Here is a 16550-nt window from a genome sequence, read left to right on the forward strand (position 1 = left end):
AAATGCAGATTTAATTTTTATTTCGGAATTTGAAATGAATATGATACATAACGGTCATGATGCGCGAAAGATATGGGAATATCTATTTGTTGATTATTATGCAATAAAATGGGATAGCCTATCGGGTGTTTATTGATCCAGAGGTCATCTTCTATAATTAAACTGTTTAGCTTGTCTAATACAAATAACCGTACCGCTTTTGATTGGCTTGCATGATCAGGCTTATCAATCAACTTTACTACCCAGTATATTTGCTCAAAACCGGCATCATCATTCACAACAGTAGCTATAAAGTTTTTATTTATTGACGATTGGAAATAAAGTTGATCACTACTAAATAAAGTTTGCCCGGAATATAAAAGATCTATTGATTCGTCTGTTTGCAGCGGACAATTACTAAACCCATCAGCAACATCAATCTGCTGTATTTTTATTCTAGATGGAGAAAAAACCAAATCACCATCTCCCCTTTTTAAATATTTATAGACAGACTCTTTAACTGACCATAACAGCCAAACAAAATTCTGAAAAGAAATATCGGATTCGTTATAAAGCGTTAACTCTGACGGGGTAATAAATTTCGAATAAAATGCGGGCAGATTAGTACGCCGTTTATCAATAGCATTTAGCGCGACAATATCATTGCCGGCGCTTATCACGCAAGCTTGTTTATTTTTTCGGAAATTACATCGATGCAATTTCCAACGTTGTACATTTTTTCGGCAGCGTCAAAATCAATTTCGATGTTGTATTGCGCTTCGGCATCTATAATAATATCAACCAGGTTAGCCGAGTTGATCTTTAAATCTTTTATCAGGTCTGTATCTTCATTAATCCCATCCAACATCTCCTTGCTTTCGGTATATGGGGCCAGTACTTTTTTTAATTCAGTTAAAATTTCTTTTCTATCCATCAGTCGTTTTATATTTTGAGATAATTAAACAGCTGTTAACATCACCAAAACCAAAATTAGCCTTTGCTACAGTGTTAATCTCCTTGTCTACCTTAATAACAGGTAAATTGTTTGCCCCAATTATATCTAAAATTTCTGGGATTGGGTCTTCTAAATTTAAATTAGCATGTACAAAGTTATGTTTTAGTTGTAAAACAGCCGCGACAGTCTCTATAGAACCCGCCGCGCTCAGCGAATGCCCCACCATAGATTTTAATGAATTAACCATCGGGAAGTCATCGCCATTGCGCCCTAAAGCCTGCACCCAGTTTTTAATTTCCATCTTATCGGCAATAGTTGCGGTTAAATGGCCGCTCACCAGGTCAATATCATTTGCGTTAATATTTGAGTTAGCAATTGCTTCTCTAATACATTTAATTACACCTTCGGGTCCCGGCGCGGTCATACTTCCACCATTGCGTTGTCCGCCAGAGTTGGTTGATCCGCCTAACAGTTCTCCGTAAATTTTCGCGCCACGTGCCAAGGCAAAATCCAGGTCCTCTAATACCAATGCCCCGGCACCCGATCCCGGTACAAAACCACCTGCGGACGCACTCATGGGCCTCGATGCTCTTTCCGGCTCGTCATTAAATTTGCGTGATAATACGCGCATAGAATCAAATCCGCCAAAAACATATCTGTCTACATACTCGCAACTACCTACCACCATGCGTTTGGCCATGCCAAACTTAATATACTCATAACCCATTAAAATAGATTGCGTACCTGTAGCACAAGCGGCAGAGTTATTAATTATCTTATTACCTAAACCTAACCTGCCGGATATATAAGCCGTTACCCCACTATTCATAATCTGCTCTACCACGCGCGAGCCTAGTTTTTTTGATTCGCGGGCATCAACTCGCGTTATGGCATTTTTTATAACATCAGTATCGGCAACACTGCTGCCAAAAACACAGCCCGTTTCCCAAAGCGTGTCCTCGGCTACAATTTCATTACCGGCATCCATCCAGGCATCTAATGCGGCTTTTATGCCATAAGCTATGCCTTTACCTTTTAAACCGTATAAGCTGGTTTCGGTAATATAATTACGTAGATCGTCCCACTCAAACTCAGGCACGCCGCTTACCTGGCAATTAAATTTCAGGTCCTCATACTCTGGAATAAACCTGATACCCGATACACCGTTTTGTATGGCATGCAAAAAATCCGGAATATTTAATCCGTTTGGCGATACTACGCCCAGGCCAGTAATTACAACGCGGTTACCCATTCTTTATACTTAATATTATTTAATCGCATTTTTAATTATGCCTGAAAATACACCTTTTGCAACTAATTGGCCATCTGCGTTCCGCATCTCGACCAAACATTTTAGTTTACCAAACCTAAAATATTGTTTTTTAGAAGTTACCGTAACTTTTTCTTCGGGCAATACCATTTTAAAAAACTCTACATTGGTTGAAGTTAATAATGGGAATGATCCCTCATCCATTACCACACCTTCCTGAACACCGCTAACCATTAAATGTATACCCAATACTACCAACCCTATTTGCGCCATGATCTCGGTAATAATAACGCCGGGCGTTACCGGATTACCGGGGAAATGATCTTCATAAAAAAAAGCATCACTGCGTAAAGTATAATCACCGATTACGCCATCATCGCTTAATGCTGATATATTATCAACAAAAAGGAAAGATGATTTGTAGGGTAAATATTTTAATATATCGTTCATTTAATTTCCTTAGTGTCATTTCGAACGATAGTGAGAAATCTATACACGCGCAAATGGCTGTGTATAGATTCCTCCTCGTTCCTCATCGAAATGACATTTTTATAACTACCTACAATGCTCCCCACCATCTACATGAATCACCGTTCCGTTTATCCATGCCGCCTCATCTGTACAAAGCAGGTATATAACGTTCGCAACGTCTTCTGGTTTTGTAATTCTTCCGGATGGGTTCCTGGCCATTGCATGTTCGATCAACCTTTCGCTATCGGGTATTCTTTTTAATGATGGCGTGGCAGTGATACCTGCCAAAATCAGGTTAGTTTTTAAACCATATTTTGCTAATTCAACAGCCATATAAGTTGTTAAACTCTCTAATGATGCCTTGGCGATTGATACGGCGGCATACCCTTCCCAATACTTTGTAGAGCCTTCACTGGTTAGGCCAATAATTCGGCCGTCTGTATGAAACAGATCAGCAGCTAACAGGTCTTTTGTCCAGTCCAGCATACTGGTGGCCATGGCATAAGTAGTTAGCTGGATATCTTCTTGTGTTAGCGCTTCTTTATCGCCGTCTTTAACCAATGGCTTTAAATTGCCTCGTGCTATAGAGTGCAATAGTAATTTAACTTTCTGTTTTTTACCTGTAGCAAATTGCTCAATAAAAGCGGTACGGGCGACTGCATCAAGCGCATTAATATTATATGGATCAATGGTAACCTGGTTTACTGCCGCAATTTCTGCAAGCCTTGCTTTTAGTTCGCGCTCTGCTGCTGCCGTTTCGCGATAAAGAACAGTAATGTTCATTCCATGCCGTGCCAGTTTTTCAACCGCGGCAAATCCAAAACCGCTTGATCCGCCTAAAATCACAGCCCAGTTACCAGAAAATTGTTTGTTATTATTTTGCACTTAACTTTTGTAAATATTAAAGTCTAAAAGTAACGCAAATCTTGCTAATTTACAGCTTATGCCGCCTACTTAATTAGGCAAAGTATTATTATTGGCTATATTTGTGACAACTGACATCGAAAAAACCAACTATGAAAAAAAGAATAATATTTGCCTTGCTTTTGTTGTTGCCGGGCACGATTGTTCTTAGTAAAACTATTCAGCAAAAGCTGGATAAAGCTGCCTTTTACACCGTTATGGACCGCGGTAATTTAGATGAGGTTAATAATGAAATAGATTTGGTTGCCGCATCTTCATCGCCAGAAAAAGACGGTTATACTGGTGCATTGCTAATGCGTAAAGCGGGATTAGTAAAACGCCCTGCCGAAAAATTAAAATTCTTTAAAGCGGGCCGTATAAAATTTGACACAGCAATTGCTGCTGATAAAGATAATGTTGAATTTCATTTCCTGCGTTTTGCAATACAGGAGCATGCACCTAAAATAGTTAAATACCGTGCTGATTTGGAGGCTGATAAACAGATCATCCTTAAAGCCTATAAGAACTTATCACCTGTTGTACAGCATGCTATTATGGATTACACCAAAAATTCAAAACTATTGCACGCGCAGGATCTTAACTAGTTTATCAGGATGAGTAAAAAAGTATTAGCTATCTATTATTCGCAGTCGGGCCAATTAGGCGATATCATTGATAATTTCACCCAGCCGTTGATTAATGCCGGTATCTCGGTTGAAAAAGTACGTGTAAGATTAGTTGATGAACCAGCCTTCCCGTGGACCGCAGATACTTTTTTTAGTGTAATGCCTGATTGCCAGTTGGACATTCCGGCAGAGCTGCAGCCTTTCGAATTAAAAGAAACTAAATATGATTTGGTGGTTTTAGGTTACCAAGCCTGGTTCTTGTCGCCAAGTATTCCTTTTAACTCATTAATGCAAAACCCCGAATTGAGGGCCGTACTAAAACACACACCCGTTATTACCGCGACTGGTGCGCGTAATATGTGGTTAAGTGCTTTTGTAAGGGTAAAGAAATTATTGCGTGCTACCGAGGCTAACCTGGTGGGTAATATAGCGTTAGTTGATACCCATCTTAACCCTGTTAGCTTTATTACTATCTTCCATTGGATGTTACACGGAAAAAAAGACAGTTATCTAAACATTTTCCCCCCTCCCGGTGTTTCAGATGCGGATATAAAGCATACCAAAGTATTTGGTGAAAGCGTAATACCGCATTTAGTCAATAATAATTGGGACGGATTGCAGGATGAGCTTGACAAGGATAAAGCTGTGGTATTAAATTATAACCTGATGGTTATTGAAAGTACAGCCAGCAAAATATTTAAAGTTTGGGCTAATATTATAGCTAAAAAGAAAAATAAATTACCCTGGATAAGGGCTTATAAATATTACTTGTTAATTGCTTTTTTTGTAGGCGCACCCATATTAATTACTTTGGATGCCATTTTATTCAGGTTTACATCGCCTAAACGCATTAAGGCGAAAAAACAATATTATTTAAATTTAAATTAACCGGTATGCCCGTTTATATTACTAATACATCTAAATTTCTACCTAACCAACCCGTTCCAAATGACGATATGGAATTATACCTGGGTTATATTAATGATAAACCGTCAAAATCAAAAAGCATTGTACTACGCAATAACGGTATTATAAACCGTTATTATGCCTTAACTAAAGGCGGCAAACCAACACATACCAATGCCGAAATGACGGCCCTGGCGGTTAAGGAATTATTTAAAGACGACCCCGAAAAAATAAAAGATATAGAATTACTATCATGCGGCACTTCATCGCCCGATCAAATGATGCCATCGCATGGTGTGATGACGCATGGCTGGTTACCGGAAATGGGGCCTGTTGAAGTAGTATCACCATCGGGTGTTTGCTGTGCGGGTATGCATTCGCTTAAATTTGCTTATTTGGCTATCAAAGCAGGCGAAATAAAGTCTGCTATAGCAACCGGATCTGAACGTTTTTCGGGCTTACTGGTATCTGATGTATTTGAAGAAGAAGCGCAGAAATTAAAAGAGCTGACAGATAACCCATTCATCGCTTTCCAAAAAGACTTTTTACGTTGGATGTTATCAGACGGCGCATCGGCGTTTCAGTTAAGCGATGAACCTAATAAAGAAGGATTAAGTCTGGAGATCAATTGGATAGAAGGTGTATCGTTCGCTAATGAAATGGAAACCTGTATGTATATGGGCGCTGATAAGCAGGCTGATGGAACCTTAAAAGGTTTTATGGATTACACGCCCGAAGAGATCATGACTAAATCTATATTCAGCGTTAAACAGGATATTAATTTATTGAGCGATAACATCGTCCCGCTTGGCGGCAAAAAAATAAAAGAGATCTTTGATAAAAAAGGATTGACCGCAAGCGATATCGATCACTTTTTGCCGCATATATCCAGTAACTTTTTCAGGAGTAAAATATATGACCTGGTAGAGATCTACGGCGGCGGTATCCCTTACGAGAAATGGTTCATTAACCTTTACACTGTTGGTAACGTTGGCGCGGCATCTGTCTATTTAATGATAGATGAATTGTTCCACAATGGCAGCTTAAAGAAAGGCGAAAAGATATTATTGCTGGTTCCGGAAAGCTCGCGTTTCTCATACATGTATGCTATGCTGACGGTTTGTTAAATGCAAATCTTGTTGGCAATTAAGATATAAACATGAAAAAAGAGGACGTTCCGCAAGATCTTGGCGCTTTGGGTAAAATAACCAAAGAAGTTTGTTATGCTACGGACGATTCCGGCAAATACACAACGCAATTAAGCAATGGCTGGGAAGTAAAGTCGACCGCTTTAGACACGGCCTGGCAGCAGGTTGAAGAACGCATCGCGGCAGCAAAACAAAAAGTATTAAATAACGGAGCAAGCCCTATCCTATTCTTTATGGAAAAAGGCTTAATGGATATACAAATACTAGCGGGCTATACCGGCTTTTGGCAATGGCAGGTTAAACGTCATTTAAAACCGGATGTGTTTAATAACCTATCCTACAAAAAACTGGAAAAATATGCCGAAGTGTTTAACGTAAGCGTAGCCGATCTAAAAACAATGACTGTTAATGAAGCTTGATTTTGAACACATACAGGCAGCACACTGCGAAAACGGTGTAACCATGAGCCTGTTAAAAAATGCAGGCGTACAGCAAATAACCGAGCCATTGGCATTTGGCATTGGCGCGGGCTTGTTCTTTGTATATATACCATTGCTAAAAATCAATAACGGGCCTATAATTGCCTTCCGCACTTTGCCGGGTTTAATATTTAAACGTACCTGTAAGGCTTTGGATATTCCGGTTGTTCGTAAAAAGTTCAAATCAAAAGAAGCGGCAGAAGCGTTTTTAAACGAGTGCCTTGCTACCGGCCATCCGGTTGGTTGCCAGGTTGGTGTTTATTATCTGCCTTATTTTCCCAAAGAATATCGTTTCCACTTCAATGCACATAACTTAATAGTTTATGGCACCGAAGATGGCAACTATATGGTAAGCGACCCCGTAATGGAAAGCACAAACACCATGACAGCTTACGAGTTAGAACGTGTTCGATTTGCAAAAGGCGCTTTAGCACCTAACGGTCAGTTATATTATCCAAAAGAAACAAAGGCTATTACTGACGATCAAATTAAAAAAGCCATCATAAAAGGCATCGAGAAAAATGTGTGGAACATGGTGTCACCATTTACCGGGCCCTTTGTCGGGATTAATGGCATTAGGTACACCGGCAAAAAAATTAAAGGTTGGCGCGATAAACTGGGCTTGAAAGATGCAGGTTTGTATTTAGCGCAATTGGTACGGATGCAGGAAGAAATAGGTACAGGCGGCGGCGGATTTAGGTATATTTACGGTGCATTCTTGCAGGAAGCATACGGGTATATACCTAATGATGAGTTGTTGGAAATATCGCAATCTTTTACTGTATCGGGCGACCTATGGCGAACCGCAGCAGTGCAAGCGGCCGGTATTTACAAAGGTCGTTTAGGCAACCAGGAAGATTTTAATGTAATGGGCGATTACCTTTTGGAGATTGCGGAAATAGAAAAAAAAGCTTTTACAGCGTTAAAAAATATAAAATGGAAGTAACCCCACCCCTTGCAGTAAGTATTGAGCACATGGGGTTCCGTTATCCCGATAATACTGACGTATCATTTGCTGATTTGAACTTACAAATTATAAAAGGTACCCGCTTTGGCTTATTCGGGCCAAACGGAGCGGGTAAGACTACATTAATGAATTTAATGACTGGGGTACTGTCTGTCAACGAGGGAAGTATTAAGTTATTAGGACAAGAGGCCGGCACCCAAAACAAAGAAGTAAACAAGCTATTTGGTTTTGTACCGCAGGATTTCTCTTTTTACAAGGAGTTATCCCCTGCAGAAAACCTGGAGTTTTTTGGCGCATGGGCCGGGTTAAATAAAGCAGAAATTATAAAGCGTACCGATGAGTTGCTGCATATTTTAGGCTTGGAAGATGTACGTAATAAGCCTGTCGAAAAATTTTCTGGCGGGATGAAACGCCGGGTAAACCTGGCTATCGGCGTTATACATAACCCGCAGGTATTATTTTTAGATGAGCCTACCGTTGGGGTTGACGTGCAGACACGGCAAGCAATTATTAGCTACCTACACACGCTTAATGATAATGGTACAACCTTAATTTATACCTCGCACCAGCTTAGCGAAGCCGAGGATCTTTGTGAACAAATAGCCATGATAGACGAAGGTAAAATAATTACCCAGGGCCATATTGACGATCTTTTAAAAGAACACAAACATGATAGTTTGGAAGAACTTTTTATTAACCTAACCGGAAAGGCGTACCGAAACTAATGTTTAAGCTCTGGATCTCCATAAAGAAAGACATTCGTATCCTGCTTCGTGATAAAGTAGGTATATCGCTGATGTTTGTTATGCCGATAATTTTGGTTGTGGTGGTAACTGGTATCCAAAACAGTACTTTCCAACTCGTCAACAAAAACAAATTGTCTATTATTATCTGTAATACCGATACGGGTAAAGCCAGCAAGCAGTTAATTGAAGCGATTGATAAAATAGGCATGTTTAAGGTATCGCAAATTGCGAAGGAAAATGCGAAGGCTGTATCAGATAATATGCATACCACCGATGCTTTGTTAGGTGTGGTCATTCCATCAAACTTCTCGGCAGAAGTAAATACCAAAGCAAAAAACGCGTCTGATAAAGCCATGACTGCTTTTAGCGGCCAGGCCGATAGTGGGGCAGCGATAGTTAAGAGACAACCGGTTAGTATTGATCAATTGACTTTGTTTTATAATCCGGTATTGCAAGAATCGTTACGGTTCTCCATACAAGGTGCTATCCAAAGCGCATTACAATTGGTGCAAACACGTCAAACTTTAAGGACGCTTTACTATTCATCCAACGAAAAAGAACTACCTAAAAGCTTGGAAGATGAAATGCTTAACAGCAATACCACCATCAACATGCTCCCTACGTCAAAAGATGGCACACGTATTACACCTAATGCATCACAGCATAATGTACCCGCATGGACCATCTTTGCTATGTTCTTCGTTATTATGTCGCTTGGTGGCAGTGTGGTGAGGGAAAAAGTGAGCGGTAGTTTTATCCGCTTAAAAACTTTACCGACAAATTATTTGGTAGGCTTGTTATCCAAACAGATCACCTATTTAGTCGTAACGCTTTTGCAGGCCGCTGTAATATTTTCTATGGGGATCTGGCTGTTCCCTTATTTAGGGTTGCCGGCTTTAAATTTACCATCAGACTTATTTGCGCTATTTGTAGTGACCTTAGTTTGCGGCTGGTGCGCGGTTAGTTATTCTATTTGCGTGGGCGTATTTGCTAATACGCAAGAGCAGGCCAACGGTTTTGGCGCTATATCTATTGTGATACTAGCCTGTATAGGCGGTTTAATGGTGCCAAGCTTTGCTATGCAGGGTTTGGCTAAAACAATGGCTAACTTTTCGCCAATGCACTGGTGTTTGCAGGCTTATTATAGTTTGTTTTTAGAGGGCGCTAAATTAAAAGACGTGCTAAACAATATTGGCTCATTATTTATTATAACCGTTATAATTCAATTCGTAACTTATTTAGGATTGAAAAGAAAAAATTTGATATAATTACCTTATGGAAAAAGAAGCGCTGAAAGAACAACTAAAAGTACAGATCATACAATTTTTAAACTTAACAGACCTTACCCCTGCTGATATAAAAGATGAAGAGCCATTATTTGGTGATGGGTTGGGATTAGATTCAATAGATTCGTTAGAGTTAATCGTTTTATTGAAAAAAGAATACGGAATTGATATCCGCGACCCAAAAGAGGGCCGCAAAGCATTGGTTGATATTAATACTATGGCTGATTATATTGAAGAGCATAGGAAGAAATAATACGACTGTAGAGACGCGATGATTCGCGTCTTTAACATGCATTGGAGACGCAAAGCATTGCGTCTCTACCTTTTCACCAACACCGTTTGCCACTTTCCTGGCGCCGTCATGATCCCATTTTTTGTTATCAGTTGGATAATTAACCACGCCATTTTCGGTTTGATGGTCTATCCACATGGTGGTCGAGCCGCCACCGTCAAGGTTTATACCATCTTTAGCGTTTAGCCATTTTACTATTTTGGCCATTTCAACTATGGTTACCCCTGCGGCATTATCATTCCGTCCGTCAATAGTTATCAATAAAATACGGTTGCAGGTGACGGCAACACCTGTACGTGGGTTACGTGTTTTAATAAATGCAGATGAAGTGTCTAACTTTTCCATTACGCCATGATATATCAGCATTGGGCCGGCAACCATAACATCGGCGTTAAATTTGCTTTCCCAATCGGTACTGCCGTCCCATCTGCCTATACTTAAAACCCCGTTGGTAAAAATCAGAGCTCCCTTTTGATGATCTACCCTTTGGCCTGACTTGGCTAGTTGGGTTGGTGCCAGTCCTATTCCATCAACTTTTATCAAATCAACAGAGCCACCATTTTTAACATCGAAAAAACCGCCGTTTATAGCTGCGATGGCGTTGTCTTCTTTAGCAAAATCAACAACGGGCTTTAATTTCTTTACCTCGTAACCCAGCGCCAATTTTACTTTTCTATGTAGATTTATCTCGAGAATATTAATGTTTTGGTTAGAGTGAAACAAATTGTTTTTAAACCAATAATGTTTCCACTTTACGCCGCCGGTTATGGTTTTGGTTTCCCATGGTGCTTTTACAAAGGTCAATGAATCAGTTTGAGCAATAGCATTAAGCGCGAATAACAAACAAATTAAAACAAGCAGCAGGCTCTTTTTCATAATGTTTTAGTTGCTATATTCTTGAAATGTCCCGCTTAATTTCATACACACAACTTCTCCGGCCATTAGGTTGGCGATTATCTTAATATCACTGTCTATCAATTGATAAGCTATGCTTAATTGAACTGTTTGGGTTGATGGTTCTACTAACGAAAGGAACTTAATGTTATCCGCCTTCACTAATCGCAAGGGCATATTTAATGCTGATGCCAAAACTTCTTTTACTATCTGTAACATACATGCGCCAGGCACAACGGGGTGATCCGGGAAGTGACCTGCAAAGATCTCGTTATGCTCATCAATTTCTAAAACAGCATTAATTGCGCTTCCTTCATTGTTAAGCGATAGTATCTTAAATAGCGGTTCTTTAAGCATAATATTAGCAGGCAGCTACCAGCATTAATGAATGATATATGTTTTGATAATGATTATAGATCAATACTTTTTTAGGCGACTGATTTTTTATTTCACCATCTGCAACAATAGCCGGCACCTCGCCTTTTTTAATACTGTTCGATGCAATCCATAAAGCAAATGACACTGATGTAGGGTACTCGCCGCATAAATGTTTATAGTTGGCTAATGTAGCATTTGCAAATAACGAATCACTTAGCGCATCATAAACCGTATCGTTTTTAGTATCGCCGTTTTTACCGGTAATAACCAAATCGATATCTTCTGCTTTTAGTGAGTTAGCGGCTAAAAATTGGTTGATATTCAATTGGATATCCTGATTATCTTTTGGCCTGTAAAATGTTTTTATAGCGACTAATTCGGCCAGGTTATCTGCGGATGGTTTATCTGTAAGCAGGAAAAATGCCGCGCCTTCGCCACCAATTGTACCTTTTGATAGGGTTTTAAATAGATTGAGGTTAGATAACGGCCAACGTTTATATAATCCCAAACGGGTTAATACCGTAAAACTTACATCCACCATTTCCTCGGTACCGCCTACTAAAATATTATCAGCCTCTCCCTCCTTTAACAACATTATTCCATCCAACAAAGCACTCTCGAAAGAAATCCCCTTATGTACAAAAGTGTTGTTATACGCATGGCATTTTAACATCAAGGCTATTTGGGCCGCAACCGTGTTGTGGGTTGATTGGATGAAAGCCGTAGGCGGCAGCATTTCTTCGTCCAGCTCAACAATTCGGGTTAAAAACGTAACCGTATCTTCCAGGCACCCAAATGTGGTACCGGTAATTATTGCACCGGGCATTTCGACATTGACCTGGTTTAAGCATTCCTGCGCGGCGGCTACTCCCATCTTGATAACATGGCTCATGCGCCTGATGAGCTTGGGGTCTATATAATTCTTATAATCAGGCTCAATTGCTATTAGACGTATGCCTTCGTATTCAACCGGATCGGTTAAAAACGGCACATCGCCAAAAGTTTTTTGGGCCGATATGGTGGCTGATGATCGTATAAATATTTTCATATCAGATGGCCGAAAATATTAATGATGTACAATTTCCTCCAAAACCAAACGAGTTTGACATAACATGCTTAACTGGCTGGTCTTTCAGGAAGTGTTTCGCCGGTACAAAAGGCAACTCATGCATGGGCGTATTAAAACGCAGGTTAGGATAGATCAAACCATGTTTAATTGCCAGGGCAGAAAAAACCGCCTCAATCCCGCCACTTGCCCCCAAGGTATGCCCGGTAAATGACTTGGTTGAGCTCATGGCAGGATAATTCTCCCCAAATAAACGCATTATGGCCGTACCTTCAGCACTATCGTTGTTAGGTGTACCCGTACCATGTAAATTAATGTAATCAATATCATCCGGGACTAAACCGCTCTTAGCTAATGCCCGGCTCATGGCCAAATAACAACCTGTACCTTCCGGCGATGATGCTGTTTGGTGATAGGCATCATTGCTATTATTGTAGCCGCTTAATTTGCAGTACATCTTCTTATTTAATGTTTTAGCTACCTTGTCCGAAACCAATACTACATATCCGGCACCCTCACCTAAATTCAAGCCTTCGCGATTCTCATCAAATGGTTTACAGAACTCTTTATCCAATATCATCAGCGTATTAAAGCCGTTTAAAGTAAATTTAGTTAACGAATCTGTTCCCCCGGCGACAACAACATCCAGAATATCGTTCTTTATCAACCTGGCCCCATAAAATATGGCATTAGCCGATGATGAGCAAGCTGTGCTGATGGTGGTCATGTAATCAGTAATTCCCAGCTTATCCGCAACAGCTTCTGTCATGCTGCCACATTCATGATCAAACACGTTGCGTAATTTACCTTTTGAGTTGTCTTTTGTAAACTCCACAAAGAAATCCTCGCTCTTATCCATGCCGCCTACCGTATTTGCAGAAACAAAGCCGGTACGTAAGTCAGACAGATTTCCTATTTGAGCATCATTTAAGGCCTCCTTAGCGGCTATCAGGCTTAAAAGTGTAGTACGACTCTGTTGCGAGGAAAAGTTCGTTAAAGCGGCTAATTCTTCGTTGGTCATCTTCACTTCCGCCACCGGCACTACTCCATGCAGTTTGGTGTTTATCAAAGTTATTTCGGCCATGCCCGCCTGCTCGCGCTCAAACGAAGCCAAATTCTCGGCCACATTATTGCCGATAGCTGTAATAACCCCCACACCCGCAACATAAACCGATGTACTCATTTATACTTTATCAATTATTAAATTTTCAAATATGCTATCCAGGTTCTTTTTAGAGAGAGGTATTGAATTTTCTTCTTTCCCTTTCTCCACTAAAAACAAAACCGCTTTATAGTCATCACCCAAAACATCAACCCATCCGCAAATGCAAGCGCTTAAAATATTGTTGTTTAAAAGGTTATTTACATAACTCTCTATAAAGCCTGGATCAAATTTTTCAAAGATAAAAAATGCATCCTCCCCTTTAAAATTATTGCGGATGCATATTTCGCCGGTCATGATATTAGGTAGAGTATAAACGAATAATGCCGGGCTAGGGATGTCACTTACAGTTTTGATATACTTTTGGTCGCTATCTAAACTAGCGTTGGCATTGGATAAGATCAATCCTACTTCTTCAGGCTGATAATCTTTGATCGCGTTATTTTTTAATAACACTTCGGATGCCAGCCAACCCAATTTACTCAGGTTATCCATTTTATAAAATTTGGGATAACTTAATTCAAAGTGCTGGTATACGGATAACAAAAACGCAGGCAGATCTGCATCCCGATTCTCGAAAACCGGCACCTCATTTTTATAAACAACATTTTTTACAATGGTGCAATACAATGTTATGTTATTGTTTAGATGCAAGTTTTTAAATATTTGATTATAAATTATTTATATTCTAAAAATGTCAGTTTGTCAGTATCAGACTTACGAAGCTTTAGAACTTCGTAAGTCTTTTTTAGCTATTTACTAAACACTATCGCCGCATTACATCCTCCAAAACCAGATGCTGTTTTTAAACAAGTTTTCAATCTCTTTGATGTTAGGGTTGTGCAAACATTTATTGGGTTACTTACCCCCATTTTTTCAAAACCTAAAGTAGGCAATATCAGGTTTTGTTTTAATGACTGTATAGATATAATTGATTCTATCAAACCTGCTGCCCCCAGCGTATGCCCATAATAACCTTTCAAACTATTAGTCGGTACTTTATCTAATCCAGCTAAAGCAATAGCCTTTGCCTCCATTTCGTCATTATAGCTTGTTGCCGTACCGTGTGCAGAGACCAGGTCAATATCATCCGGAAGCAAACCAGCTATACTTAACGTACGCTCAATGGCCTGTGCAAGCTCCACTCCCGTCCGTGATGGTGCCGAAATATGATTAGCGTCATTACTTACCGCTCCACCTAAAACTTTGATACTGTCGGTATATTTAGGGTTTGATGATAAAATCATAGTCGCGGCAGCTTCTCCTAAAGTTATACCTGTCCGGTTTTCATCAAACGGCTTACATGGCTCTGCACTTATAGCCTGGAAGGATTGAAAGCCTGACAATACGAATTTGCTTATTACATCAGCCCCCACCACAACAACGTTTTCATATTGTCCCGATTGAATTAACCTTGCCCCGGTTAGTATCGCCATGATGCCGGATATACAAGCATTTGATACCACCAGAGGTTTATTAACAAAACCAAAATGCTCTGCAACCAACCTGGCAGATGTATGCAGCGCAATGCGATCTTTCAGGTCGGGATCATCAGCATTTGTTTCCAACATACTTATATTTCCTTTGGTAGATGATACTATAAGCAACGTCTTTGTATCTGTCGCACTTATTCTACTCTCGCCTAAAACAGCTTCAATAGATGCTATAAGTAAACTCTCGAATAAACTGTATTTTAATTGATTATGATTTGATATTTCGTTTGAGTTAAATAGAGAAGCATATACCGGCTCGTCCGCTAAAGTCAAATTATGGTGTTTTTTAATGCCGGATATGCCTTGTTTAACTTGCTCAAAGTTTTGGGCGGTTGTAGCTCCTAGCGGAGAGTAAATATTATCGGCAACTACATAAACCGCCAGCATTATTGATTGATGAATATCTTCATTTCGCATTGTGCCACCTCCATTTCGTTACACCATATTTTACCAGATACTATGCCAGCATCAAATATCTGGACCTCTATTTTTACTTCGGTAAAGAGTATATCCCCCACTTTTGGCAAACTGTATATCTCGAAATTTTTTACCTGGCCTATGTAGCCATTAGCAACCGGCCTATTCTCAATACGGGCCATATTGCCTGATCCGGCAGCCGCGGTTTGTGCCATATTTTCCATGAGGCCGGCTTCGCTAAACTCGCCGTTTATAACAAATACGTTATCGGCAGCGATAATAAAGCTTGTTTTGGTAATGTTATCGTCAGAGAATAACAATTCGTCTATCATTACAAATGGCGGCTGTTGGGGTATTAAGGATAATATGCTTTCGCCTTCTATCATGAATATAAACCACCGTTAATTGATAATACTTCTGCTGTTATATAGGATGCATCTTTTGATGCTAAAAAGCCTACCGCATGCGCTACTTCTTCAGGCAGGCCGAAACGATTAACGGGGATGGTACGCTTTAATTCTTTCTCATCCAGCCCTTCCGTCATATCTGTTTTAATAAAGCCGGGAGCAACCGCGTTTACGGTTATACCGCTACGGCCAACTTCCTGCGCTAATGCCTTGGTTGCACCTATTACACCCGCTTTAGCAGCCGAATAATTGGTTTGCCCCGCCACCCCTTTAAGGCCAGATAGCGAAACCACATTAATTATGCGGCCGTAACGGTTAAGCATCATCCTATCCAAAACCAAACGGGTAACATAAAAGAAACTGTTCAGGCTGGTGTTAATTACACTGTCCCACTGCTCATCTTTTAACCAAACCATCAGGCTATCATCGCGGATACCGGCGTTGTTTACCAGTACCTCAATGTCTTTATCTTCGTTAGCGTTTATCCAGGTATCTAAAACTTCTTTTATCTGTTCTTTATCCGCTACATCAAATGGCAGTAATTCGCCATCACCACCATTTGCTCTTACCTGTTCAAGCGTGTTGTTGGCTTCTTCGGTATTGCTTTTATAGTTGATGAGTACATAGTAACCCATCGTAGCCATCTTAACACAGATCGCCCTGCCTATTCCTCTTGATCCGCCGGTAACTAACGCGCACTTCATG

The 16550-nt window shown here is 40.1% G+C and carries 21 protein-coding genes; 8 read left to right on the top strand and 13 right to left on the bottom strand.

Features of this window, described 5'->3' with window-relative positions; translation table 11 throughout:
• Positions 1-17: 17 nt before the first annotated feature.
• The 5 genes from JWQ34_RS12430 to JWQ34_RS12450 form a co-directional block, all read right to left on the bottom strand.
• Positions 18-659 (bottom strand): 4'-phosphopantetheinyl transferase superfamily protein, encoded by a 642-nt coding sequence (locus JWQ34_RS12430; protein WP_299357601.1) that lies wholly within the window; start codon positions 657-659, stop codon positions 18-20.
• Positions 656-913 (bottom strand): acyl carrier protein, encoded by a 258-nt coding sequence (locus tag JWQ34_RS12435; RefSeq protein ID WP_299357602.1) that lies wholly within the window; start codon positions 911-913, stop codon positions 656-658. Before JWQ34_RS12435 ends, JWQ34_RS12430 begins: the two co-directional genes overlap by 4 nt.
• Entirely contained in the window at positions 906-2186 is a 1281-nt protein-coding gene (locus JWQ34_RS12440; RefSeq protein ID WP_299357603.1) for a beta-ketoacyl-[acyl-carrier-protein] synthase family protein, read from the bottom strand. Before JWQ34_RS12440 ends, JWQ34_RS12435 begins: the two co-directional genes overlap by 8 nt.
• A 15-nt stretch (positions 2187-2201) precedes the next feature.
• Entirely contained in the window at positions 2202-2654 is a 453-nt protein-coding gene (locus tag JWQ34_RS12445) for a hydroxymyristoyl-ACP dehydratase (protein WP_299357604.1), read from the bottom strand.
• Positions 2655-2759: 105 nt separating this feature from the next.
• Complete coding sequence (locus JWQ34_RS12450) at positions 2760-3560, bottom strand: SDR family oxidoreductase (RefSeq protein WP_299357605.1); 801 nt, start codon at positions 3558-3560, stop codon at positions 2760-2762.
• 131 nt (positions 3561-3691) lie between these two features.
• Here JWQ34_RS12450 and JWQ34_RS12455 point away from each other — a divergent pair, with 131 nt between their 5' ends.
• The 8 genes from JWQ34_RS12455 to JWQ34_RS12490 are packed head-to-tail and all read left to right on the top strand — an operon-like array spanning position 3692 to position 9989.
• Positions 3692-4183 carry a hypothetical protein gene (locus tag JWQ34_RS12455; RefSeq protein ID WP_299357607.1) on the top strand — a complete coding sequence of 164 codons (492 nt, stop codon included), beginning with the start codon at positions 3692-3694 and terminating at the stop codon, positions 4181-4183.
• Between the two features lie 9 nt (positions 4184-4192).
• A complete protein-coding gene (locus JWQ34_RS12460) occupies positions 4193-5092 on the top strand; it encodes a hypothetical protein (protein WP_299357609.1) in 900 nt (299 codons plus the stop codon).
• Positions 5093-5097: 5 nt separating this feature from the next.
• Positions 5098-6237: a beta-ketoacyl-ACP synthase III gene (locus tag JWQ34_RS12465; protein WP_299357611.1), complete on the top strand. Its 1140-nt coding sequence runs from the start codon at positions 5098-5100 to the stop codon at positions 6235-6237.
• Between the two features lie 32 nt (positions 6238-6269).
• Positions 6270-6677, top strand: coding sequence for a hypothetical protein (locus JWQ34_RS12470; protein ID WP_299357613.1), 408 nt, complete (start codon positions 6270-6272; stop codon positions 6675-6677).
• Positions 6667-7683 carry a BtrH N-terminal domain-containing protein gene (locus JWQ34_RS12475; RefSeq protein WP_299357615.1) on the top strand — a complete coding sequence of 339 codons (1017 nt, stop codon included), beginning with the start codon at positions 6667-6669 and terminating at the stop codon, positions 7681-7683. The genes JWQ34_RS12470 and JWQ34_RS12475 overlap by 11 nt, the downstream gene beginning before the upstream one ends.
• Entirely contained in the window at positions 7674-8429 is a 756-nt protein-coding gene (locus tag JWQ34_RS12480; RefSeq protein WP_299357617.1) for an ABC transporter ATP-binding protein, read from the top strand. Before JWQ34_RS12475 ends, JWQ34_RS12480 begins: the two co-directional genes overlap by 10 nt.
• Entirely contained in the window at positions 8429-9718 is a 1290-nt protein-coding gene (locus JWQ34_RS12485; protein WP_299357618.1) for an ABC transporter permease, read from the top strand. Before JWQ34_RS12480 ends, JWQ34_RS12485 begins: the two co-directional genes overlap by 1 nt.
• A gap of 7 nt (positions 9719-9725) precedes the next feature.
• Positions 9726-9989, top strand: a complete 264-nt coding sequence (locus JWQ34_RS12490; RefSeq protein WP_230546954.1) for a phosphopantetheine-binding protein — start codon at positions 9726-9728, stop codon at positions 9987-9989.
• Here the strand turns inward: JWQ34_RS12490 and JWQ34_RS12495 are convergent.
• The 8 genes from JWQ34_RS12495 to fabG all read right to left on the bottom strand — a co-directional run bounded on the left by JWQ34_RS12495 (position 9879) and on the right by fabG (position 16549).
• Complete coding sequence (locus tag JWQ34_RS12495) at positions 9879-10904, bottom strand: phosphodiester glycosidase family protein (protein ID WP_299357619.1); 1026 nt, start codon at positions 10902-10904, stop codon at positions 9879-9881. The genes JWQ34_RS12490 and JWQ34_RS12495 overlap by 111 nt on opposite strands.
• 6 nt (positions 10905-10910) lie before the next feature.
• Complete coding sequence (locus tag JWQ34_RS12500; protein ID WP_299357620.1) at positions 10911-11279, bottom strand: hypothetical protein; 369 nt, start codon at positions 11277-11279, stop codon at positions 10911-10913.
• 4 nt (positions 11280-11283) lie between these two features.
• Positions 11284-12348 carry a beta-ketoacyl synthase chain length factor gene (locus JWQ34_RS12505; RefSeq protein ID WP_299357621.1) on the bottom strand — a complete coding sequence of 355 codons (1065 nt, stop codon included), beginning with the start codon at positions 12346-12348 and terminating at the stop codon, positions 11284-11286.
• Position 12349: 1 nt separating this feature from the next.
• On the bottom strand, positions 12350-13549 hold the full coding sequence (locus JWQ34_RS12510) for a beta-ketoacyl-[acyl-carrier-protein] synthase family protein (RefSeq protein ID WP_299357622.1): 1200 nt from the start codon (positions 13547-13549) through the stop codon (positions 12350-12352).
• The gene (locus JWQ34_RS12515) at positions 13550-14158 is read right to left on the bottom strand and encodes a hypothetical protein (protein ID WP_299357623.1); all 609 of its coding nucleotides are present in this window, start codon (positions 14156-14158) and stop codon (positions 13550-13552) included.
• A 122-nt stretch (positions 14159-14280) separates the two neighbouring features.
• Entirely contained in the window at positions 14281-15438 is a 1158-nt protein-coding gene (locus JWQ34_RS12520; protein WP_299357624.1) for a beta-ketoacyl synthase N-terminal-like domain-containing protein, read from the bottom strand.
• On the bottom strand, positions 15408-15824 hold the full coding sequence (locus JWQ34_RS12525) for a 3-hydroxyacyl-ACP dehydratase (RefSeq protein WP_299357625.1): 417 nt from the start codon (positions 15822-15824) through the stop codon (positions 15408-15410). The genes JWQ34_RS12520 and JWQ34_RS12525 overlap by 31 nt, the downstream gene beginning before the upstream one ends.
• Positions 15821-16549 (bottom strand): 3-oxoacyl-ACP reductase FabG, encoded by a 729-nt coding sequence (gene fabG / locus JWQ34_RS12530; protein WP_299357626.1) that lies wholly within the window; start codon positions 16547-16549, stop codon positions 15821-15823. Before fabG ends, JWQ34_RS12525 begins: the two co-directional genes overlap by 4 nt.
• Between the last annotated feature and the right edge of the window lies 1 nt (position 16550).

It is taken from the genome of Mucilaginibacter sp. (genome assembly GCF_028288185.1).
Taxonomy (GTDB): Bacteria; Bacteroidota; Bacteroidia; order Sphingobacteriales; family Sphingobacteriaceae; genus Mucilaginibacter.

Excerpts from the sequence above, each read along its gene's own strand:
- JWQ34_RS12435 (WP_299357602.1), bottom strand. The coding sequence starts at position 913 with ATGGATAGAAAAGAAATTTTAACTGAATTAAAAAAAGTACTGGCCCCA.
- JWQ34_RS12440 (WP_299357603.1), bottom strand. The coding sequence starts at position 2,186 with ATGGGTAACCGCGTTGTAATTACTGGCCTGGGCGTAGTATCGCCAAAC.
- JWQ34_RS12445 (WP_299357604.1), bottom strand. The coding sequence starts at position 2,654 with ATGAACGATATATTAAAATATTTACCCTACAAATCATCTTTCCTTTTT.
- JWQ34_RS12455 (WP_299357607.1), top strand. The coding sequence starts at position 3,692 with ATGAAAAAAAGAATAATATTTGCCTTGCTTTTGTTGTTGCCGGGCACG.
- JWQ34_RS12460 (WP_299357609.1), top strand. The coding sequence starts at position 4,193 with ATGAGTAAAAAAGTATTAGCTATCTATTATTCGCAGTCGGGCCAATTA.
- JWQ34_RS12465 (WP_299357611.1), top strand. The coding sequence starts at position 5,098 with ATGCCCGTTTATATTACTAATACATCTAAATTTCTACCTAACCAACCC.
- JWQ34_RS12470 (WP_299357613.1), top strand. The coding sequence starts at position 6,270 with ATGAAAAAAGAGGACGTTCCGCAAGATCTTGGCGCTTTGGGTAAAATA.
- JWQ34_RS12475 (WP_299357615.1), top strand. The coding sequence starts at position 6,667 with ATGAAGCTTGATTTTGAACACATACAGGCAGCACACTGCGAAAACGGT.
- JWQ34_RS12480 (WP_299357617.1), top strand. The coding sequence starts at position 7,674 with ATGGAAGTAACCCCACCCCTTGCAGTAAGTATTGAGCACATGGGGTTC.
- JWQ34_RS12485 (WP_299357618.1), top strand. The coding sequence starts at position 8,429 with ATGTTTAAGCTCTGGATCTCCATAAAGAAAGACATTCGTATCCTGCTT.
- JWQ34_RS12490 (WP_230546954.1), top strand. The coding sequence starts at position 9,726 with ATGGAAAAAGAAGCGCTGAAAGAACAACTAAAAGTACAGATCATACAA.
- JWQ34_RS12495 (WP_299357619.1), bottom strand. The coding sequence starts at position 10,904 with ATGAAAAAGAGCCTGCTGCTTGTTTTAATTTGTTTGTTATTCGCGCTT.
- JWQ34_RS12500 (WP_299357620.1), bottom strand. The coding sequence starts at position 11,279 with ATGCTTAAAGAACCGCTATTTAAGATACTATCGCTTAACAATGAAGGA.
- JWQ34_RS12505 (WP_299357621.1), bottom strand. The coding sequence starts at position 12,348 with ATGAAAATATTTATACGATCATCAGCCACCATATCGGCCCAAAAAACT.
- JWQ34_RS12510 (WP_299357622.1), bottom strand. The coding sequence starts at position 13,549 with ATGAGTACATCGGTTTATGTTGCGGGTGTGGGGGTTATTACAGCTATC.
- JWQ34_RS12520 (WP_299357624.1), bottom strand. The coding sequence starts at position 15,438 with ATGCGAAATGAAGATATTCATCAATCAATAATGCTGGCGGTTTATGTA.
- JWQ34_RS12525 (WP_299357625.1), bottom strand. The coding sequence starts at position 15,824 with ATGATAGAAGGCGAAAGCATATTATCCTTAATACCCCAACAGCCGCCA.
- fabG (WP_299357626.1), bottom strand. The coding sequence starts at position 16,549 with ATGAAGTGCGCGTTAGTTACCGGCGGATCAAGAGGAATAGGCAGGGCG.